The following is an 18161-nucleotide window of genomic DNA, read 5'->3' as shown; positions in this document are numbered from 1 at the left end:
GTGCGAGCCGCGTGACGCTGCCGGGGGGAGGCATAGCGTCTGCGGCGTCCGCCCGGCGCGACTCGCACCACTGGGGATCGGGGTTACGAGAAGACGGGCTTGCCGTCCATGGCCAGCTGCACAGTGGAGGTCAGGTAGCCGGAGCCGACCGCGCCGCCGATCTCGGCGGGGCTGATCGTCGCTGTGAAGGTGACGGTGACACCGGTGGTCAGCAGCGCGGTGAAAGTCGCCTTCTTGCCCTCGTTGGTCAGCAGCCACCGCAGCAGGCCCGTGGTCGCCACATCTTGGATCATGCCCAGGGTGACTGCCCAGGTCGCGATGCTCTGATCGCTGACCACGTTGCCGCCGATGCCGGTCCATGAGCCGGTCTCGGTGCTCGGGGAGAATCGGATTTCGTGGACCTGCGGGGACAGGGTGTCGGTGTCCGGCGAGCCGGTGACAGCGGCCGACAGGGTGCCGACCTTGAAGCTCAGCGGCGTGGTCACGGGATGCGCAACGGTAGCCATCAGGGGTTCTCCTCTTCTTGTACGCGCCACATGCACGTGATGGTCATTCGGTAGCCGTCGTAAACGTCGGCCAGGACGGCCCGCTCCGCGGTCTCCCACGCGAACGAGCCGAGCGGTTCCAGGGCCTGCATGACGGCCAGCAGCAGGGCGTCCAAGTCGTCCTCGATCAGGGCCGGCTTGTCAGTGGCGGTCAGCACCCACAGCTCGACCTCGTCGGCGAACCAATCGAGCCCGAGCTTGGGCGCACGAGTCCGCCGAGAGGTCCACAGCACGACCGCGCCAGGCTGCCGGACGGAGTCCAGCTGCCCGGTGTGGCTGAGCACCTGCCAGGTCGGCAACGCGGCGCGTAGCGCGTCGGCGAGGAGCTTCCGGCCGCTCATGGCGCCACCCGTCGGCCACCGAAGTACGGGCGACCCTTACGCGGTCGCAGCAGGTTCTTGACGGTCCAGTCCATCGGGAAGACGGTTACGGTCTCGCCATAGCCGCCGACCTGGTCACCGGAGCCGACGATGCCGGCCCGGACGAGCGCGCGGCACTGCAAAATCTGCGCCGCCACCCAGTTGGGCGGGGTCGGAGCGCCGACAGGGAGCACCGGGGCGAACTCGGCGCACTGTAGGGCCGCCACGGTGAGCGGAAGTTCCAGATCGTCGCCGTAGTCGGCCGACCCGGGCCAGAGCACGCCGAGCCGAGGGTCCGTGGACTCGGTGATCCACGCCCCCTCTTCCGGCGTCGGCGTGCTCATGGTGGTCAGCTCGCGGTCGGGGCGTCGTACGCGACGATGCCCTTGACGTTCTCGACCAGGGTGCCGACGTAGCCGAACAACGCCTCATCGACGCCGCCCTTGGCGATGGCCTCGGCCTCGACGCGGATCGGCGCGCCGCCGCCCAGCTCATGCACGGTGAGCGCCGACTTGTGGCCGACGAGCACCTGAGCGTTCCAGCCGCCGACGGTCATGGAGCCGTCGGGCACCGGCACCAGGCGGAACCCGGAGACCTCGCCGCCGGACAGGCCCAGGCTGGCCGACAGGTACGCGAGCACCTGCTCCTGAGGGGTGTACATGAGCTCTTCGAAGTAGCTCGCGGTCACCAGGGCGAAGGTCGGCATGACCTCCAGGTCCGAGTTCAGCAGCTTCAGGGCGCCCTTGGTGACCAGCGCGAGCGCCTTCGGCACCCCGGCGGGCATGGCCGCGTTGAGCAGATGCACCCGGCCGCCGTTGGCGACGGTCGGAATGGCCTTGACCACGTCGCGGACGTACCGGTCCGACTTCTTGGCGTACGACTCGGCCATCTCGCGGAAGTAGGCCGCCCAGAACTCGGGGTTCGGAAAATCCTTGTGGACGCGGTCGATGTCGTGACCGCCCGCGAACCGCTGGATCACGCCCGAGACCTCTTCGGTCTCCACGTCGTTGCTCGGAATGTCGGCCTTGTTGCCCGTGTAGAGGTCCACCTCGGGCCGCTTGCCGTCCTTGAACTGCCAGCCCTTGATCGTGGCGCTGGTCAGGTCGCGATGGTTGAACAGCGGGATGAACCGCCGCACGTACTCGACGCCGTCCCAGACCTCGCCGACGTACTGCGGCTGAGTGGTGGCCAGCGTGTCGGCCGGGACGATGTCAGCCAGCGCGGCCAGCATCTTGGCCGGGCTCTGGAGGTTGGCGAACCCGGCGGCGGCGGTCGCGAACAGCTTCGCGGCGCTGACGCCCTCGGGCTCGGTCTTTGCCGCCACCAGGGCGGGGTTCTGCACCTTGGCAGCGGTCATGGTCTTCTCCTCGTTGTCCGGCCCGGGGTCGGGCTCGGGGGTCTTGGTGGTGATGGCGATGCGGTCCGGGGTGACCTCGACGGACTCCACGTCGTCCAGTTCGGCGCCGTTGATCACCACGTCGGGCGCCTTCGGCTCGGCCGGGTCGTCACCCATGTCGGGCACGGGGGCGTCCTCCGCCGCGGCAAGACGAGCCGACGGGAACGCCGGACGAGCCACCAAACCGGCCGCCTGCAGGGTGCCGCTGATGATCCGCCCGCCCCGAGTCACGATCGGTTCCAGTTCGACGGAGAACCCTGCTCGCAGGCCCTCCGCGGCCTCGGTGAGGGCGTCGTCACCCTCCCGTGTCTCCACGATGCGCCAGGACGCGCGCAGGCCCTCCGGGGTGCGCTCCACGCCCAGCGGGCGCCCGATAGGGCGTTTCGGGTCGTGCTCTACATTCAGGGTGACATCCTCGCCCATGTCGAGCACGGTCTCTGCGCTGGCCGTCAGTCGTCCGAGGTTAGTTCTACCTTCCTCGTCATGAGGAAGTAGAAGGCCGGAGAGCACGCGATCCTCACGGTTGGCGGTGAGCCTCGACACAAACAGAGTGAGCTTGCTGGTCATGAGACAACTTCCTTGCCGTAGCGGTCTTGCTTGACGTGGCACGAGATGCACAGCGCCCGGTAGTGCTTGGGGTCACCGGAGTACTTGACGATTCGCTCAACACCCTTGAACGAGACTCTGGTCTCGAACTCGTCGGGGTCGAGCCCGTCATAGGCCCACTGAGCCGCCTGCTCGCCACACGGGCAGGCGTGTTCCGCTGCCTGACCCTTGGCGGAATAGACGCGCTGGTGTGCCGTGGGGTAGGTGGGAGTCTCGGTATCCCACACCCCGCGCTGAGCAGCCGAAACATGCGCCGGGCGTTCGCACCCGCACGACTTGTTGCGCCGGAACTTCGCCACCGACAAGTGGCGGGTCTCCCCGCAATCACACAAGCATTCCCACGTACCCTGACGCTGACGACTCCCGCGGTGGAAGCGAACAGCGGTCAGGTGGCCGTGGCGATGCCCGGTGAGGTCGGTCTGAAGGGTCACGTCAGTCCTCCGTGCTCGGGTTCTGGCCGGCCTGCGTCGGGTTGACCAGCCAGCTGATGTCGAAGCGGACGTACGTCCCGGGCGGGGTCACGTCGTCCTGAGAGAGCCGGGCCTCGACGGCTGAGGCCCAGTAGTTCAACGAGTAGTCCACGAACTCGGAGCGCTTGCCCTCCTGCGTGGAGTAGGTCAGCGTCGCGGTGGAGAGGCTGCCGTCCAGCATCGCGGCGGGCAGCCCGACGAAGTTCGCCCAGTCGATGCGGTCGGCGTTGCGGCCCTCCACATACAGATCGGGGGCCTGCCCAGCGCCTAGGGCCTCCACGTCGAAGCCGACGGGAATGAACGCGGTTCCGCCGCTGGCGCGGGCAGCTTCCCAGTCCACGATGAGGTCGTCGATCTCGTCGTCGGTCAACTGGACGTTCGGGTCGAGCTGTTTGATGGCCGCCAGCGGCACCGGCGCCTTGACGCGCTGTTGCCACGCGTTGGCCAGGTTTCGGGAGGCGCGCACGGCGTCCTCAGCGATCACCAGTAGGCCATCCTGCGGCCCCTCCAGGATCAGCACCTGGTCATCGGGGGCCGGCTGGCCGTTGACCATGACGCCCAGCCCGTCGGGATCGATCGACCAGTACGCCGGATCGACGCGGATCGCGTCCGTGATCGCGTCGCCGGCGCGCTCGACGGCCCACACGCTGACACCGGAGAACAGCAGGTCATCCAGGCTCCACAGCATGCGGGTGGACGGGCCTTGCCGGGTCGTGGTGCTGGTCATCCAGGCGGGAGTGGGCCAGCCGCTCATCGTTGACGCCGTCGATGTAGCGCCACAGCGTCAGCGGGTGGCGGGACAGCGTGCCACAGATCAGGCCGCGCGCCCTGGCAACGGCCGGGATGCGCATGGCGTCGATGCGGGCGACCTCCCGGGACTCCACGCCGGCCAGCTCCGACAGCACGATCCGCTTGAGCTGGGTGCCGGACCACGGGGATTTGATCGGGGCCGTGGGGCCGTTCACGAGCATGCTGACAGCCGCTTTGTTCGGCCCCAGCAGATTTCGGAACAATCCCACAGAATGAGGGTACGGGATATCTTGCGGCAATACCCCATGAGAACCGCAAGATGTCCCGTATGTCGCAGTATGTCCGCTAATGTCCCGATGATTTTGTGGCGCGGGCGGCGGCGATGGCGGCAGCCGTGCGCACCCGCCGGGACGTGCCGCCCGCTCCCGCCCGCTGGTCGAAGCTCCACAACGCCAGCGCGGCCGCCACAACGGCACAGGAGCCCGGCTTGCGCAGGAACAACCGCCCACCGCCGGCCGGGCGCCAGGCCGACGCCTCGACCGCGGCGGTCAGCGCCGGGTCGCCGTAGTGCTGCACGTTGCGCCGGCTGATCTCCTTTTCGAGCCTCGCCGCCGCGCCCACCTGGTCGCGGAGCTTGGTCGGCGAGGTGCGGACCCGGTGCGGCGGCCGGGCCATCCGGTCCGCGGCGTCCAGGCTGGCCCCGATCGCGTCATAGGCGACGGTGCCCCGGTGCTGCGCCTGCGCCCTCAGCGCGGCCCCTGGCAGCCATTCGTAGCCGCCTCCGGCCTCCAGCACCTCCAGGCAGGCCCGGCCGGTGGCGTCGCGCCAGGCGGCCACCACGGCCGCGCTGGAGCCATCAGGGTCCACGTCGAAGCTCACGGCCGCACTGGCGGGCCGCTGAGAGCTCCCTGACGCCTCGCAGGCTTCCCACGCGGCCACGTCCAGGGCCACCGCGCCGGCGTGGCGCGCCCACTGGCACAGGTACTCCGCGGACCACTTCTGCAGGCCCATCTTGGCCAGGCGGCTGTAGACCTTCGCGGCCGTGGTCAGGCCGCTGCTGATGCCCGGATGAGTGCGCAGCAGCAACTCCCAATCCACCGCCGGGCGGTCCGGGTCGGACATGTCAATGAACGACAGCCCGTCCGGCGCGGCGTAGACCACACCGCCGACCCCCGGCGCCCCGGCGGACAGGTCGGCCAGGGAATCCCACAGCAGGCCCGCCCGGGACTCGCCGGGAGTGCCCGCGACGATGGTCTGAGAGTCGGGGCGGGTGTCCTGCGTCGGCATGATGCCCGCCAGGAGGGCGGCGGCCTTCTCCGGCGGCAGCTCGCCGGCCTCATCGATCAGCACCAGGTCGTAGGCCGCGCTGCGGAACGCACCAGGGTCGGGCGGTAGCGCCTTCCACTCCGACCCGTTGGCGAACAGGATGCGTTGCTGGCCGTTGCTGAAGTAGAGCTTGTGCCCCTCGTTCTCGAACCCGGCGTGCCGCAGGACCGTCATGATCTCGACCAGCTTCGCCGAGGCCCGCGTGCCGTCCTGCGCCGTAGAGGCCACCAGGTAGGCATCGCGGGCTAGGCAGCGGCCCAGGATGGTTGCCAGGGCCGCCGTGGTCTTGGTGGAGCGCCCGGTGCTTCGGCCACCACGGTCTCGTAGAGCGGGTGCCCGTCCTTCCCGAGGGCCTGCATCACGCCCGCGATCTGCTCGCCCTGAGGGGTCAGCGGCAGGCCCAGCCAGCGGGCACCCGCGTGTGCCTCCGCGAGGTCGGTGCCGGCGGGGATCTCCGACAGCACCAGCGGCACCGCGGTTACCGTCGGCAGGTCATCCGGCGGCACCGCCGGCAGCCCGGCGGGGAGACCGGATAGAGAAACAGAATGGTCGGGGACCGTGGGCTGCATTCCCGACTCAAAAACTTTCGCGCCTTTCGTGACATTCTCGCCGCGCTTCCTCGCGGCATTAGCAGCTTGCGCGAACTTCACACCCACGACACCACCGGCCCGCCTATTACAACGCGAGTGGCACGGCGCCAGATTACCCGGGTCATTGCTGCCGCCCTGCTCGCGCGGAACGATGTGGTCCACGTCCCAGGACGCGGACGGGTGGATCACCCGGCCGCACCGCCAGCAGGGTGCGCCGCCCGCCGCCACGATCGGGGCCAGCCTGGCCCTCGCCTTCCGGGCAACCTCGCCGCCCCAGCGGGTGGCGCTCACAGTCCTGCCCGCTTCCAGCGCCGCAGGTCCAGCCACAGGCCGGCCAGGGGGTAGACGGCTACCACCAGGATCATGATCGTCTCAACAGTTGTGGGCATGGCCTGTTCTCTTCTCTCTTCTATTCGTACGTTTGTTCTGTACCTGAGCCCCAAGTACCTGAACCCTGTACCTGCGTACCTGCCCACTACGTGGGGGCAGGTACACAGGTACGCGTACCTAGGTACGTACCGGGTACACGGGTACACGGGCCTATTTCCTGTTCTCGCGGTAGGTCCGAAGCGCTGCCTCGGCCCTTGCCTGGCCCCACCCCATACGCTCGCGAACGTCGCGGAACGACGTTGGCGGGGGGTCGAGACGGTCCAGTTCCTCCACGTCTACGGCCACCTTCTCGGCAGCCTTCTCGGCCCTCCGCTCGGCTGCGTCCGCAGCACTCGCGCCAGGTCCGAACGAGACGGACAGGCCGCCGTCGAATCCCGGCTCGAACCTGACGTAAGTTGCTACGTCCCCCGCTGCCTCGGCCCCGCTTCGGTCCTTGGCTACTTTGATGGCCACACACCCATCCTTTTTCCTGCTGAATGGTTCGATGACTTCCGCGACGTATTGGGCACCGTCCAGGCCGGCCCTTTTCCGCTGCGAGCCAATAGGCCATAGGCCGCCGTCATTGCTTTTCACCATGTGGTCCAGTAGCACCACGCAACAACCCGCACGCGACAACGGTCGAGCTATTGCCCCGAGCCACTTACCGGTCTCGCCGTCGTCGTTGGAACTCAGGCCGGCGAGGCTCATGCTTTCGCCGGTCGAGTCCAGGATCACGTACGCCCCGGCGACCTCAGCCACCATCGCGGCAATGGCCTTGGGGTCGTGTAGGACGGGCTGTCGGTAGTCGAGCAGGTCGTGGATGAGGTCCAGCGGCGCACCGAGGGCGCGGAGCCGCAGGACTGCGGTCTTCGGGCCGTCCTCGTAGTCGAGCAGGACGCACGGCCTACCCTTCCGCATCTCTTGCAACCCGCCCGCCAGCGCAATCCAGGTCTTGCCGGCGCCAGAGTCGCCGGCTAGCCCGTTCACCTTCCCGTCGTAGAACAGCGCCCCGGAGGCGGTCATGCACACGTCCGGCCTCGGCAACTCCAGGTTGCCGGCCTCGACCTCGGCCAGGACCGACCCCAGGTCGAATCGACCCCACCCGCTGCCGGCGGCCGCCGGCGTCTCGTCGGCCGACGCAGGCCCGAAGTCCTCGGCGGGCGTGCTGAGCCACGGCACCGCCTCGGGCGTCTCGTCGGCGGCGTTCGCGAGCGCCCGACCCCACTTCCCGGCACACCGGGGATCGTCACCCAGCGGACCGAGCATGCCCAGGTAGGCGGCCTCGGCCTCGCTGTCGGTCAGCGGGTAGGCGGGATGGGCCGCGAGCAGCGCCAACGCCCAGGCCCCGTCACGGGCCAGGGCCTCCCAACCGCGGCCCCGGTCGTCGGTCTGCCCCTCGGGCCAGCCGGCCGCCTCGGCGTACTGCCGGTGCCAGGACGCCAGCACAGCCTCGACGTGGTCGCCCGCCTGCCGCTGGCGGTCCTCGGGCAGCTCGTCGTACCAGAGGCCGTCGTAGGGCTCCCGGGCGTCCTGGCTGCGGCGGGAGGCGTTGACCTGCTCGGCCAGCCACTCGCCGCTCGGGTCCGGCTCGCCGAGCACGCCCAGCGCGTCCAGGTTCGGCGGTGTGGTCCAGCGGTACTCGCCGATCTCGCCCGTTGCCCTGCTCCGCTTCCGCGTCGGTGCCAGCCAGATGAACCCGCGGCCGCTGCCGTCGGGGAGTCCGGCCTTGACGTCCACCCCGGGCAGCGCGCCCTTGCTGACCACGCCGAGCGGCGCGGTCAGGTCGTGCCAGCCGCCGCTCGGCGTGGCCTGCCGGCCGTAGCTGGCCGGCCACTGGCCGTCGTGCTCGGCGTAGGTGTCGTGGCCGCCGTTGCGGGGGTCCACGTCCACCACGTCCACCACGTGGCCCGTCACGGCCGCCAGCGCCATCCCGGGCCGCCAGCGACCGATGATGGCCGGGTCGGCCTCGCTGAGCTGCCAGCGGGGCGGCAGGACGTAGCCGCAGCCGTTGTGGCCGCCGCGCGGGTTCCACTGACCGGCCTCATCGAGCGCCGGACGGGCCAGGAACAGCGGGACGCCGGCCTCAGCGAGGCGCCGCGCGTGTTCGAGCGCGGTATGCTGGTCGGTGTCCGGTGGAGCCGCGACAACTGGAGTACTCCCACCGAGGCCACGGTGGTTGGGCCGGGCCGGTGAATCCGCGTCCCGGCCCTTCAGCTTTTCCTCGGTCACCGTCGCGCACCCGCGCTCGTGCGGTTGTTGTCCCAGATGCGCAGGGCGCGCGCCCAGTCGTCGCCGACCCGCACCTCTCCGCCGACGCAGTCGGCCACACCTCTTTCAAGGAGGTAGCGCGCACCGTCGTTGAAGCCGAAGAATGCGCGGAGCGGCCGCGGCCCCTCCTGGACTAGCTCGCGCAGCTCTAGCAGAGGGTGCTTCGGCATAATCTTCAGGAGGTCGATCTTCCGACCCACCTCGACGGGGTCGGCCATCCGGTAGGTGCTCATCGCGCACCGCCCGCGGCCGGGATGCGGCGTAGCAGGGCCTGGACGTCGGAGCGGCTGACGCGCAGCACGCGCGGGCCGAACCGGTAGCCCGGGAGGTCGCCGCTCGCAATGCGGCGGCGGATGCTCCGAGGGTGGACGCCGAACGTCTCGGCGGCGGCCGCGAGCGTGATCAGGTCGGTGGGTTGAACGGACACGGAGGTAACCTCTCGCTGGATCTCCAACGAGGCCTCACCGGTCGCGGTGCCCTCAGCGCGATCTCAGGCGAAGTCCGCCATGCGCTTGGCTACGAGTTCTGTCCGGCGGGAGGTGACCCTTCCCGCTAACCCTCACGCCCCTCGGCGGTCCGGTAAGTGACATGCTACACGCTGGGGGACAGAGGTTGTAAAACCCCTAGTCATTTGACATTGGCAATCTCAAAGGCTGTCGAGTGCTGCCGCCAGCACCTGGTCCCGATCGGCCGCCGCGTGCTGGTAGCGCATCGCCATCGCCGGGGAGGTGTGCCCCGCCCTGGCCATCAGTTCCGCGATCGTCGCACCGGTCTGAGCGACCAGAGTGAGGCTGGTGTGCCGCAGCCCGTGGATCGTGAGGCCCGGCTTGCCCACGGCCGCAGCGCCCTTGTTGTGGGCGTCCCGTAGGGTCGCCTCGGACAGTGGCCCGCCGCCGCGCCCGACGAAAAGCAGCCCGTCGCGGCCGGTCACCGGCTGCTCGGCCAGCCAGGTCCGCAGGCCGGGTAGCAGGCTCGGCGGGATCGCCACCGCGCGGACGCCGGCGGCGGTCTTGGGCTCGCTGATCTCCCACTGGCCGGCCACCTTCACCACCTGTTGGCGCACCCGCACCACGCCCGCGTCCAGGTCGAGATCCCGGCGCCGTAGGCCTCGGACCTCGCCGGAGCGCAGCCCGCACCAGCCCGCGAGCATGAGCGGCACCCGGTACCGCTCCGGGACCGCCGCGAGGTAGGTCCGCAGTTCGGCGGCGGTCAGGGTCTCGGGCTCTTTGGCCCGCCGCTTGGCCGCCCCGCGCTTCACCCGGCACGGGGACCGCTCGATCAACTCGTCCTCGACGGCCTGCCGCATGACGGTCGAGAGGATCGAGTAGGCGTTGGCGCGGCTGGTCGGGACGGCCCGGAGCCCGGCGTACCAGTCCGCAACCTCGCCCGGGGTGATCCCGGCCAGCACCTTCTCGCCGAACGCGGGTGCCAGGTGCTTCTCGATCAGCTTGCTGTAGAGCGCCCGCGTGGTCTCGCGCAGCTCGCGGCGCGCCAGCACCCGCTCGGCGTAGGGCTTGAACCGGGTCGCCACCTTCGCCACCTTCGCCTCAGCGACGACGGCCGGGGGAGACCACTCCCCGCGCTGCACGCCCGCCCACTCCCCGGCCAGCCAGGCCTCGGCGTCGCCGCGGGTCTGGAACGTCGTGGGTGCCTTGTGCTCGCGCTGGTCGGGCGCGGTGTAGCGGGCCTGCCATCGGCCGCTCGGGAGCTTCCGGAGAGATCCGAACGTCCGCCGGGATCCGCGTCTGTTGGCCATGAGGGGGCCTCCTATCTGGGCATCTGGCACGCCATCGCGTGCCATAACGTGCCAGATACTACGTCAATCCGAGTCCCTTTGTGTCCCTTAGTGTCTCTTGACTGTCGGGCTCCTGGCCTAGTCAGAGCGGTGAAATGTGCCCCTGGCTAGGGTCTCGATCGAGCCGGGTCGGAAGGTTCGACTCCTACCCGGGGAGCTGGCTGGCCCAGATCCACCGATCTGCGGCTACTGCGAGACCCCAGCTGGGCGCACTGGCTGCGCCGGGCACGCTCGCCGTACGACCCGCTACGCCTTCGCGCACGCAGCTTGCCATTGCACCCAGCTGGTGTCGCTACGCCGCCCATCGGTGGATCTGGGCCTACACCAACCAGGTTCGCACGAACGGGATGCGGACCAGCACGGCGCTGCAGAGCATGCTGATCGCCAGCACGACCACCCAGATGAGCGGGATGCCGATGGCGGTGGGCAGCAGTCCCGGCGAGATATTGAGTTCCTCGATGAGCCGGACGATCGCTGGGTGGATCAGATAGATCGGCAGGGTCCAGCGGGCGATCGTCGCCAGCCGGGGGCTGGTCGTGGCTTCTCCGCTGCGCCCCATGGCGAACAGGAAGACAGCCAGGGACATCAGCACGGTGCTGAGAACGAGGTAGTTGTAGAGGGTGCCGACCGGCTCGCCGCGGGCGACTGAGAGCCAGGACGTCCCCACGATGGTGACCGCGGCGCCGAGCGCTGCCGCGACGTAGGACGCCGGGCGCAGCCAGGTCGGAAGCGTTGCCCGCCGCTCGTGGAGAGAGTGCCCGAGGAGGAAGTAGAACGGAAAGCCGGCGACCAGGAACGGCGCCACCCGGCCGACGAGGTCCGCGGAGAGGTGGCCTAGGGCGCCGGTAGCCGCGGTCGTCGGAAGCAGGATGCTGGCGGTACCGGTGAGGATGAGTGCGTATCGAGTGAGAGCCGGGTCGGCGACTATCCGCTGCAGTAGCGGAATCAGGGCGTACACCCCCGCCATCGCCGGCAGGTACCACAGGTGGTAGTAGCCGGCCCAGATCTGCTCAGCGAGGAAGCGGAGGTTCCACTGCCGTTCGAAGGTGGCGTTGGCCGCCGCGTAGGCAGCACTCCAGAACAGGTACATCACAGCCAGCCGCGGAATGTAGTGACGCCAGATCCGCTGCGGGGAGTCCGCCCGTCCGGGGGCGAGGAACAACACCCCCGAGATCATGAAGAAGATCGGCACGCACCACCGGCTGAGTGAGCCGTACACGTTGAGGGCCTGCCAGTCGGCGGACGCCGGCGCGACGACGTTCCACCCCATCGCGGCTACGTGCACCATCACGACCGCGGCCGCGGCCACCACGCGCAGCCGGTCGAGATACGCGAGTCTGGCCACGGATCAGCTCCTGTCGGATCAGGGGCCGCAGGGTGCTGGTCGATAGAACTGGTGGGCGGATGCGTGTTGTCGACGTTCCCCCGCCACGATCGGCCTCGCCCCCGGCTCGCCCCCACGAGTCGCCGACAGGCTCACCGTGACACAATGCGGCACCGCATATTCGCTGTCTCAGATTGCGGAAGTCGACGACGGATGTCGGTAGGACAATCCCAGGAAAGAGGGCCTCTGATAGCATCGCCGTAGTCATGGCGCACGGGGGTGCGCGTATCGGCGAGTAAAACGGCAGTTGGGGGGAATCTTGCCGAAGGTAAGCGTCATCATGCCCACGTACAACGCGGGCCCGCGTATCGGCGCAGCGATCGGCGGCGTACTCGCTCAGAGCCATTCCGATCTGGAACTGATCGTGGTCGACGACGGGTCAACCGACGATACCCATCGAATTGCCAGCGGATTTGGTGATCGGATCACGTTGGTCCAGCAGGACAACGCCGGTCCGAATGCAGCCCGCAACGCCGGGATCCGAGCTGCCGGCGGAGAGATCATCGCGCTGTGCGACTCCGACGACGTCCTGCTGCCGAACTATCTGGCAGATGCGCTCACGGTGCTCGGGTCCAGTCCCGCTCGCTCGTGGGTCACCTGTGCCGCGTTGGCATTGACTGACCACGGCCTCAGCGAGTACGGCATCTCACCGTTTGGGTCGATATCTCCGGACGACCAACGAGAAGCCATCCTGCAAGTGAATTTCGTATCAATCTTTTCGGTGTTCCCGCGCCGAATGGTCGACGAAGTCGGGTATTTCAGCGAAAGCCTGCAGCGCTGTGAGGATTGGGACTATTGGGCGCGGTCCATCTTCTCCGGCTGGCGGGTGGCCTACCAGCCCAAGCCGGCGGCGCTGTACCGGCAGCAGGGGGCCAGTCAATCGTCGGACTCCGCTGCGATGCTCGACGCCGAAGACTCGATGATCGCTGGGCTGACCGAAGTGTTCGAGGAGACCTTCACCTCCGGGGAGCGAGAGCTGCTCGCCGCCCGTGCGGCCCGTGGTTCAGTCGATCGGCAGCGGCTCAAGGCGAGGCGGGCCTGGGAGACGGGCGAGTTCCGCTCCGGTGCCAGGCTGCTCCGAACGGCGGCCGCGGATTACCCGCACCACCGGGGGCTCCGCCGCAAGGCGGTGATTGCGGGCCTGGTTGCCCCCGTGCTGGAGTTGCTTCCCGAGAGCTTCCCGTTGAGGGAGAAGATGAGGGAACGCTGGTGATCGCAGTACCCACCTACTCCCCCACCCTGGTGCAGCACATTCCCAACGATCCGCGTCGTTTCGCCGTCGCACCCGACCGGACGACACCGTGACCGGAGCGACGGTGCCGAACCCTGGCGAACCCAGTCTGTTCAGCAGGCTCGCCCGGGGAACGAGTTGGCAAGCACTCGCGCAGATGTCGCCGCTGGTGTTCAACCTGGCGCTCACCCCGTACCTGATCCACGGACTCGGGATTGAGCTCTACGGCATCTTTCTGCTGGTCTCGGTGATCCAGTTGTTCGTCGGCAGCGTGGACGGCGGAGTCGGTGCGAGCGCCCGCAGGTTCTTCGGGATCTACGTAGGCCGCAACGACCGGGCGGCGATGACCTCGTTGCTGACCACGCTGTTCGTGATCATGCTGACCGGTGCCACCGTGCTCAGCTGCCTGCTGTTCGCTGCGGCTCCGCAGATCATGGCGTTCTTCCCCGGCGCTGCGACGGATCCCGCCGGGGCGGTCTTCCTCCTCCGAGTGATGGTCGTACTCGCGGCATTTGCGCAGGTCCGGGAACTCTTCACCCAAGTGCTGCTGACAGCGAACCAGTTCCGGATCACCGCGCTCGGCGACCTGATGGGGTTCTTCGCCTACGCCACCGGCATGGTGCTCGCGGTGCAGAACGGTCTCGGGCTGGTCGGCGTGGGCTGGGCCTTCATCGCGCAGCAGTGCTTTCCCACCCTGATGGTGCTGCCTGCGGCCCTGCGCCGCCTCGACTGGACCGCCATCAGGTTCGTGCCACGGCGCGTGTTGGGCGAGTTCTTCCGCTACTCATGGAAAATTCAGGTATCGGGGACGCTGGCGGTGCTCGCAGCCCAGGGCGATTCCGTGTTCGTCGGCCGGTTCGCCGCCCCGCAGATGACCTCGTACGGCACCGGTGCAAGCTTCGCGAGCACCATGCGAGGCATCCCCTGGAACGCAACCATTCCGATGGACGCCAACATCGTGCGAGCCATCGGGGAACACGGCCCCGAGGGGGCCATCGAACAGGTGACGAAGGTCCAACGACTCTGGGTTCGCGTGGTGGCCGGCTGGATCGCCGTAGGCGTCCCGGCGTCCGGTTTTGGTGTGGTCGTCTGGCTGCACCTCGGCACCGACCTGCCGGGTCAGGTGGCCGCGGCCGTGCTGCTCGCGCATGGCGTGACGATGGCGCTGCAGGTCCAGCGGTTCTGGCTGAACGGTCTGGGCCGGTCCGGCCTGACGCTGTCGCACGATGTCTTGAACACCGCGATCAACCTCTCACTGACCTTTCCCTTGATCATCAATTTCGGTGTCATCGGCACGATCAGCGCGACCTTGATCGCCGCCATCTCGTCCGCGATCTATCTGACCTGGGTAGCCCGGCGACGCGTGGAGAGCCGGCTGCCGACCCCCTGGAGCGAGGTGCCATGGTTCTCCGCCGTGGTGACGTCCGCGCTGACCGCAGGGTGCTGTTGGATCACGACGCATTTCTTGGTCGGGGTCGTCGTGCCCTACGGCCCGCTGGCGTTGCTCGTGGTCGGGGCGAGTGCGGCCCCAGCGCTCGCGCTCTATCTGCTGCACATCGTCGGGCTGCGGAGGCTGCGCGAGCTGCTGCTTCGGATTCGTTCCAGACGGCGCGGCTAAGGCGGGACGATTCACCGCACCCGGCCAGCGGCCACTGATCGGTTGCCAGCGGCCACTGATCGGTCGCACCCGGACGGCGATCCCCGCTCATCGCGAGGTCCGGCCTCGCTCGGACTGCCTTGGCCGCTAAGCAAAGCGCTGATCAATGCCAGGGTTTCGCTGGTTGGGTCTGTCGAGACCCGTTGTCAAAGGGGTCTCGACAAGCTTCACCAGCGATGATCAGGGCATCCCTAAGGAAGCGGTTCCCTAGAGGTTCTCGCGGAGGTAGGCATAGCCCCGGGCACGTTCGCGGGCGATCGTGCGGTCGACCGCGTCCCAGTCGATGGTCGAGGCGAGCGCCTGCGCCACCTGCTCGGCAGGATCGGCTCCGGCGGACACGTCGACCAGGCGGGACTGCAGATCCAGCAGGTTCAGCAGCGTGGTGATCCGGTCCAGCCCGCGTTCAGGGTTCGGCACAACGATGAACGGCGTGTGAAAAAGGGTGGCGAACACGCAGCCATGGAAGGAGTCGGTGACCAGCAGACGAGCGTTCCTGATGCTGCTCAGCCAGGACTCCACAGCCGGGTTCCGGAACTTGCCGGGGTCTGCGTTGAAGGTCTTCAGGTCGGGAAACGGCCGGGTGAGTGAGTACGTGCGCGCGCCGAGGGTCTCTTCGATCAGGGCACTGACGGAGTCCTTCACCGATGTCCGATCCAGGACGTAGGAAACGATCGGCAACTCGTCGCTGCCGCCGGCACTGGTCAACTCGTCGTAGTCGCTGCGCTCGAGCAGCATGGTCGGATCGACATGCCACTCGGCCCCGTCGACTCCCCAGATCTCCCGTGCGAGCGCGGCACCCGACGGCTCACGTACCGACACCGCGTCGAGCAGTTGAGCCAACCCCCGGGTGCGGTCACGCAGCTCGGATGGGTACTCGGATGAGTCGTCGGTCCCGAATGACGCCGCGTAGGAGAGCCTGCGGACGGGAAGGTCGGCAGGCAAGAAGGCGAACAGGGCCGATGGAACATGTGAGTAGAGCGGACGCCAGACCTGGTCGCTGCCGACCACGAACGAGGAGTACTTCTCGATCAGCCGGCGCTTAGGGCGTCGGCCGTGGGTGAGCAACGCCACCGTCTGGATCCGATTGCGCGCAAACGTGCGCAAGTCGGTATCCGAGACGAACTTCGCCTCGTCGAGCAGAAGCGGCTTCGGCCACACCCACGGCCGTGCCGCGTAGAAGGCGCGGCGGAGGCGGAATTTCAGCCCGGATCTCGGCGCGCGGTCGGCGTCGGCCTCGACCCTGGAGCGATCGGTGTCGACTTCGTAGCCCAGTTTGCGGATTGCGGTCTGTAGTGCGTATGCCTGCATTAATCCGCCGTAGTTGTGACCGAGTGGCTGTGTCCGAATGAGGACGCGACTGCGACCGGACTGGCGCACTGGAGAACTCCTTTTCAATCTCAGGTCAGCCTGGGGTTGGGGTGCACGTACTCACCGTGGCGGGTTCGCCAGAAGTAGATCGTAGGGCACCGGAAGTCGCCCGGTGCCCTACCTTCAATCCGCAAGCCGACTCAACTCAGCCGGGCCTTGTATTGGGATGCGATCGCGCTGGCGCTGAGCGCACTGTAATAGACCGCGAACTCGTCGATCGATGCCTGGACGAACGAACTGCTCGGCGCACTCGGCCACCCGCCGAGGTTCCCGCCCCCGAGCCGCCAGTATCCGGCACCCGGCTGGGCCTGGGTCTGCCCGTTGCTGGCTACCAGGGCACCGTCCACGTAGAGCCGGCTGCCGTCACTACCCTGGGTGGCCGTCACCATGTGCCACGCCCCGTCGTTGTACGTCCGCGGACTGGTGAGGGTGGACGTCTTTCCCGCGTACGTGCCGAAGACCAGGGACCCACTGTTGGTGAGGTAGAGCATCCGGTCGTACCGGGAACCTACTCCGGTCCGGGTGTCCTCCAGGCCGGCGAGCTTGCCGCCCGACTTGCTGGTGGTCTTGAACCAGAGCTGGAGGCTGAATGAGCTCGTCGGAGTCGTGCTCGTGGAACTGGTGGCCAGCGAGTTCCACGTTCCCCGCGCACTGACGGCGGCGTTCCCGGAGATGGCCCCGGAGGCGCCGGGGGTGATGTTGCTGAACGTCCCGTTCCTACCCTTGCCGCTGGAGTCGGTTGCCGTGCTTCCGGTGTCGGAGAGTCGCCAGTACAGCCACGGATCGGACGCCTTCACCGAGGCGGGGTATGACGTGCTCCCGCCGCTCGGCGGAGTACTGGGTGCGGGGGTGGTGGGCGCAGGGGTGGTCGGTGGTGTCGTACTGGGTGCGTTCGCACTCACCGGCGCGCGGTAGTTGACCGGCAGGGCCACCAGTTTGTCGAGCGGGAAGGACACTTCGCCCTTGGTCTTGTCGCCGGCCATCTCCTGGGTCGACCAGCGGCCACGGAAGATGCTCGGGTACTTGTTGCTGGCGAGCGCGATCGGGTTCTCGGCATTGAAGCCGACCGCACCGGAGGTCTCGGTGACGATGATGCCGTACTGCTGGGCGGCCTTGGCGATGGTCTTGGCGGCGGGCGACAGCTTCATGGCGTCGATGTCGAGGCTGGCCGGCAGGCGGAGCATCTGGCCCATGGTGAGCTGGGTGCCGTCGACCCAGCCGTCGGTGCGGACCGCGGGCCAGGACACGGCCCCCTTCTTGATCTGCGGGATGGCCATCGAGACCACATGATCGATACGGCCGTTCAAGAGTTCCTGCTGGCGAATGGTGGTGGCCCACAACGCCATGCCGCTTGCGGAAGCGCCGAATGTGCCGTCGAAACGCCCCAACGACTGGCTGGCGTTCGTGATTTTTCCTCCCCAGCAGGCCTCCCACTTTCCGCCGTTCTTCCGTGCCTGCCAAAGCTCGACGATCTCGTTGGTGTCGGGGTTATAGATCGAGACGCTGCCGTCTGAGGAGGGGTCGGGCTGCAGATCGTTGGGAATGTGAACGTTCTTCAGATGTGCGTTCAGGTACACCGCGATGCTGCTGGTATGACTCTGGCAATTCCAGGCGGTGATGTTGTACACCGGATCCGACTTGCGGGCGACATATAGCGGTGTTGAGAACTTGTCGGTGTTAACCGTGATGTTGGCCTGAGTCGGTGTGCCCCAGTATTTGTGTGCCTGTGCGTTGAGGCTGGAGACGAGGCCCGACGAGTCGGACGCCGTCGGTGTCGAGGTGGGCAGCTTCTGGTAGAAGGGGGAGGAGGGCGAGAGAACCCGGGAGGGTACCGCCCGTGTGTCGCTGCCCAAATTGCTCACGGCGAGGGCCGGGCTGGGTGTGGCCAGGAGCAGCGTCGCGGCGCCGAGAGCCGCGAGTGTCGCTCGATAAGGGTGGGCCATGACTGCGGTCCAATCGTGAGGAGTGCCGGCTCGTCGGCAGGCGTTGCTTAGCTGTACAAAGCTTAACGTCATCTGAGGTTTCACTGAAATCTATCAGGATATTG

18 protein-coding genes are annotated in these 18161 nt (G+C 68.0%); 2 read left to right on the top strand and 16 right to left on the bottom strand.

The features are described 5' to 3' along the window. Positions 1 to 83 precede the first annotated feature (83 nt). The 14 genes from QM711_RS06160 to QM711_RS06095 form a co-directional block, all read right to left on the bottom strand. Complete coding sequence (locus tag QM711_RS06160) at positions 84 to 506, bottom strand: hypothetical protein (protein WP_415097359.1); 423 nt, start codon at positions 504 to 506, stop codon at positions 84 to 86. Then, complete coding sequence (locus QM711_RS06155) at positions 506 to 886, bottom strand: hypothetical protein (protein WP_415097357.1); 381 nt, start codon at positions 884 to 886, stop codon at positions 506 to 508. The genes QM711_RS06160 and QM711_RS06155 overlap by 1 nt, the downstream gene beginning before the upstream one ends. Beyond that, the gene (locus tag QM711_RS06150; RefSeq protein WP_415097355.1) at positions 883 to 1248 is read right to left on the bottom strand and encodes a hypothetical protein; all 366 of its coding nucleotides are present in this window, start codon (positions 1246 to 1248) and stop codon (positions 883 to 885) included. Before QM711_RS06150 ends, QM711_RS06155 begins: the two co-directional genes overlap by 4 nt. A gap of 5 nt (positions 1249 to 1253) precedes the next feature. Next, the gene (locus QM711_RS06145; RefSeq protein ID WP_415097353.1) at positions 1254 to 2657 is read right to left on the bottom strand and encodes a hypothetical protein; all 1404 of its coding nucleotides are present in this window, start codon (positions 2655 to 2657) and stop codon (positions 1254 to 1256) included. A gap of 206 nt (positions 2658 to 2863) precedes the next feature. After that, positions 2864 to 3337, bottom strand: coding sequence for a hypothetical protein (locus QM711_RS06140; protein WP_415097351.1), 474 nt, complete (start codon positions 3335 to 3337; stop codon positions 2864 to 2866). A 1-nt stretch (position 3338) separates the two neighbouring features. Beyond that, positions 3339 to 4103 (bottom strand): phage portal protein, encoded by a 765-nt coding sequence (locus tag QM711_RS06135; protein ID WP_415097349.1) that lies wholly within the window; start codon positions 4101 to 4103, stop codon positions 3339 to 3341. After that, on the bottom strand, positions 4045 to 4395 hold the full coding sequence (locus tag QM711_RS06130; protein ID WP_415097347.1) for a hypothetical protein: 351 nt from the start codon (positions 4393 to 4395) through the stop codon (positions 4045 to 4047). The genes QM711_RS06135 and QM711_RS06130 overlap by 59 nt, the downstream gene beginning before the upstream one ends. 76 nt (positions 4396 to 4471) lie before the next feature. After that, positions 4472 to 5680, bottom strand: coding sequence for a hypothetical protein (locus tag QM711_RS06125; RefSeq protein ID WP_415097345.1), 1209 nt, complete (start codon positions 5678 to 5680; stop codon positions 4472 to 4474). Positions 5681 to 5697: 17 nt separating this feature from the next. Beyond that, complete coding sequence (locus QM711_RS06120) at positions 5698 to 6270, bottom strand: HNH endonuclease (RefSeq protein ID WP_415098613.1); 573 nt, start codon at positions 6268 to 6270, stop codon at positions 5698 to 5700. Between the two features lie 312 nt (positions 6271 to 6582). Further along, the gene (locus tag QM711_RS06115) at positions 6583 to 8640 is read right to left on the bottom strand and encodes an AAA family ATPase (RefSeq protein WP_415097343.1); all 2058 of its coding nucleotides are present in this window, start codon (positions 8638 to 8640) and stop codon (positions 6583 to 6585) included. Then, the gene (locus tag QM711_RS06110) at positions 8637 to 8912 is read right to left on the bottom strand and encodes a hypothetical protein (RefSeq protein WP_415097341.1); all 276 of its coding nucleotides are present in this window, start codon (positions 8910 to 8912) and stop codon (positions 8637 to 8639) included. The genes QM711_RS06115 and QM711_RS06110 overlap by 4 nt, the downstream gene beginning before the upstream one ends. After that, complete coding sequence (locus QM711_RS06105) at positions 8909 to 9106, bottom strand: helix-turn-helix transcriptional regulator (RefSeq protein ID WP_415097339.1); 198 nt, start codon at positions 9104 to 9106, stop codon at positions 8909 to 8911. The genes QM711_RS06110 and QM711_RS06105 overlap by 4 nt, the downstream gene beginning before the upstream one ends. A 219-nt stretch (positions 9107 to 9325) precedes the next feature. Then, on the bottom strand, positions 9326 to 10435 hold the full coding sequence (locus QM711_RS06100; RefSeq protein ID WP_415097337.1) for a tyrosine-type recombinase/integrase: 1110 nt from the start codon (positions 10433 to 10435) through the stop codon (positions 9326 to 9328). Positions 10436 to 10793: 358 nt separating this feature from the next. Continuing rightward, positions 10794 to 11819 carry an acyltransferase gene (locus tag QM711_RS06095; protein ID WP_415097335.1) on the bottom strand — a complete coding sequence of 342 codons (1026 nt, stop codon included), beginning with the start codon at positions 11817 to 11819 and terminating at the stop codon, positions 10794 to 10796. Positions 11820 to 12105: 286 nt separating this feature from the next. On the opposite strand from QM711_RS06095, the gene QM711_RS06090 reads away from it, so the two are divergent. Together QM711_RS06090 and QM711_RS06085 are read left to right on the top strand one after the other, a co-directional pair. Beyond that, positions 12106 to 13071, top strand: coding sequence for a glycosyltransferase family 2 protein (locus QM711_RS06090; RefSeq protein ID WP_415097333.1), 966 nt, complete (start codon positions 12106 to 12108; stop codon positions 13069 to 13071). 175 nt (positions 13072 to 13246) lie between these two features. Next, positions 13247 to 14707, top strand: a complete 1461-nt coding sequence (locus QM711_RS06085; protein ID WP_415097331.1) for a lipopolysaccharide biosynthesis protein — start codon at positions 13247 to 13249, stop codon at positions 14705 to 14707. Positions 14708 to 14953: 246 nt separating this feature from the next. Here the strand turns inward: QM711_RS06085 and QM711_RS06080 are convergent, their stop codons facing one another. Both QM711_RS06080 and QM711_RS06075 read right to left on the bottom strand, forming a co-directional pair. After that, positions 14954 to 16123 (bottom strand): polysaccharide pyruvyl transferase family protein, encoded by a 1170-nt coding sequence (locus QM711_RS06080; RefSeq protein WP_415097329.1) that lies wholly within the window; start codon positions 16121 to 16123, stop codon positions 14954 to 14956. Between the two features lie 131 nt (positions 16124 to 16254). After that, complete coding sequence (locus QM711_RS06075; RefSeq protein ID WP_415097327.1) at positions 16255 to 18057, bottom strand: LamG domain-containing protein; 1803 nt, start codon at positions 18055 to 18057, stop codon at positions 16255 to 16257. Positions 18058 to 18161: the final 104 nt, after the last annotated feature.

The organism is Micropruina sp. (assembly GCF_047602385.1).
GTDB lineage: Bacteria > Actinomycetota > Actinomycetes > Propionibacteriales > Propionibacteriaceae > Micropruina.
This window is presented reverse-complemented; position numbering and strand designations above follow the sequence as displayed.

Coding starts and splice junctions, on each gene's coding strand:
- QM711_RS06075 (WP_415097327.1), bottom strand. CDS start 18,057: ATGGCCCACCCTTATCGAGCGACACTCGCGGCTCTCGGCGCCGCGACG.
- QM711_RS06150 (WP_415097355.1), bottom strand. CDS start 1,248: ATGAGCACGCCGACGCCGGAAGAGGGGGCGTGGATCACCGAGTCCACG.
- QM711_RS06085 (WP_415097331.1), top strand. CDS start 13,247: ATGTCGCCGCTGGTGTTCAACCTGGCGCTCACCCCGTACCTGATCCAC.
- QM711_RS06135 (WP_415097349.1), bottom strand. CDS start 4,103: ATGACCAGCACCACGACCCGGCAAGGCCCGTCCACCCGCATGCTGTGG.
- QM711_RS06100 (WP_415097337.1), bottom strand. CDS start 10,435: ATGGCCAACAGACGCGGATCCCGGCGGACGTTCGGATCTCTCCGGAAG.
- QM711_RS06155 (WP_415097357.1), bottom strand. CDS start 886: ATGAGCGGCCGGAAGCTCCTCGCCGACGCGCTACGCGCCGCGTTGCCG.
- QM711_RS06160 (WP_415097359.1), bottom strand. CDS start 506: ATGGCTACCGTTGCGCATCCCGTGACCACGCCGCTGAGCTTCAAGGTC.
- QM711_RS06110 (WP_415097341.1), bottom strand. CDS start 8,912: ATGAGCACCTACCGGATGGCCGACCCCGTCGAGGTGGGTCGGAAGATC.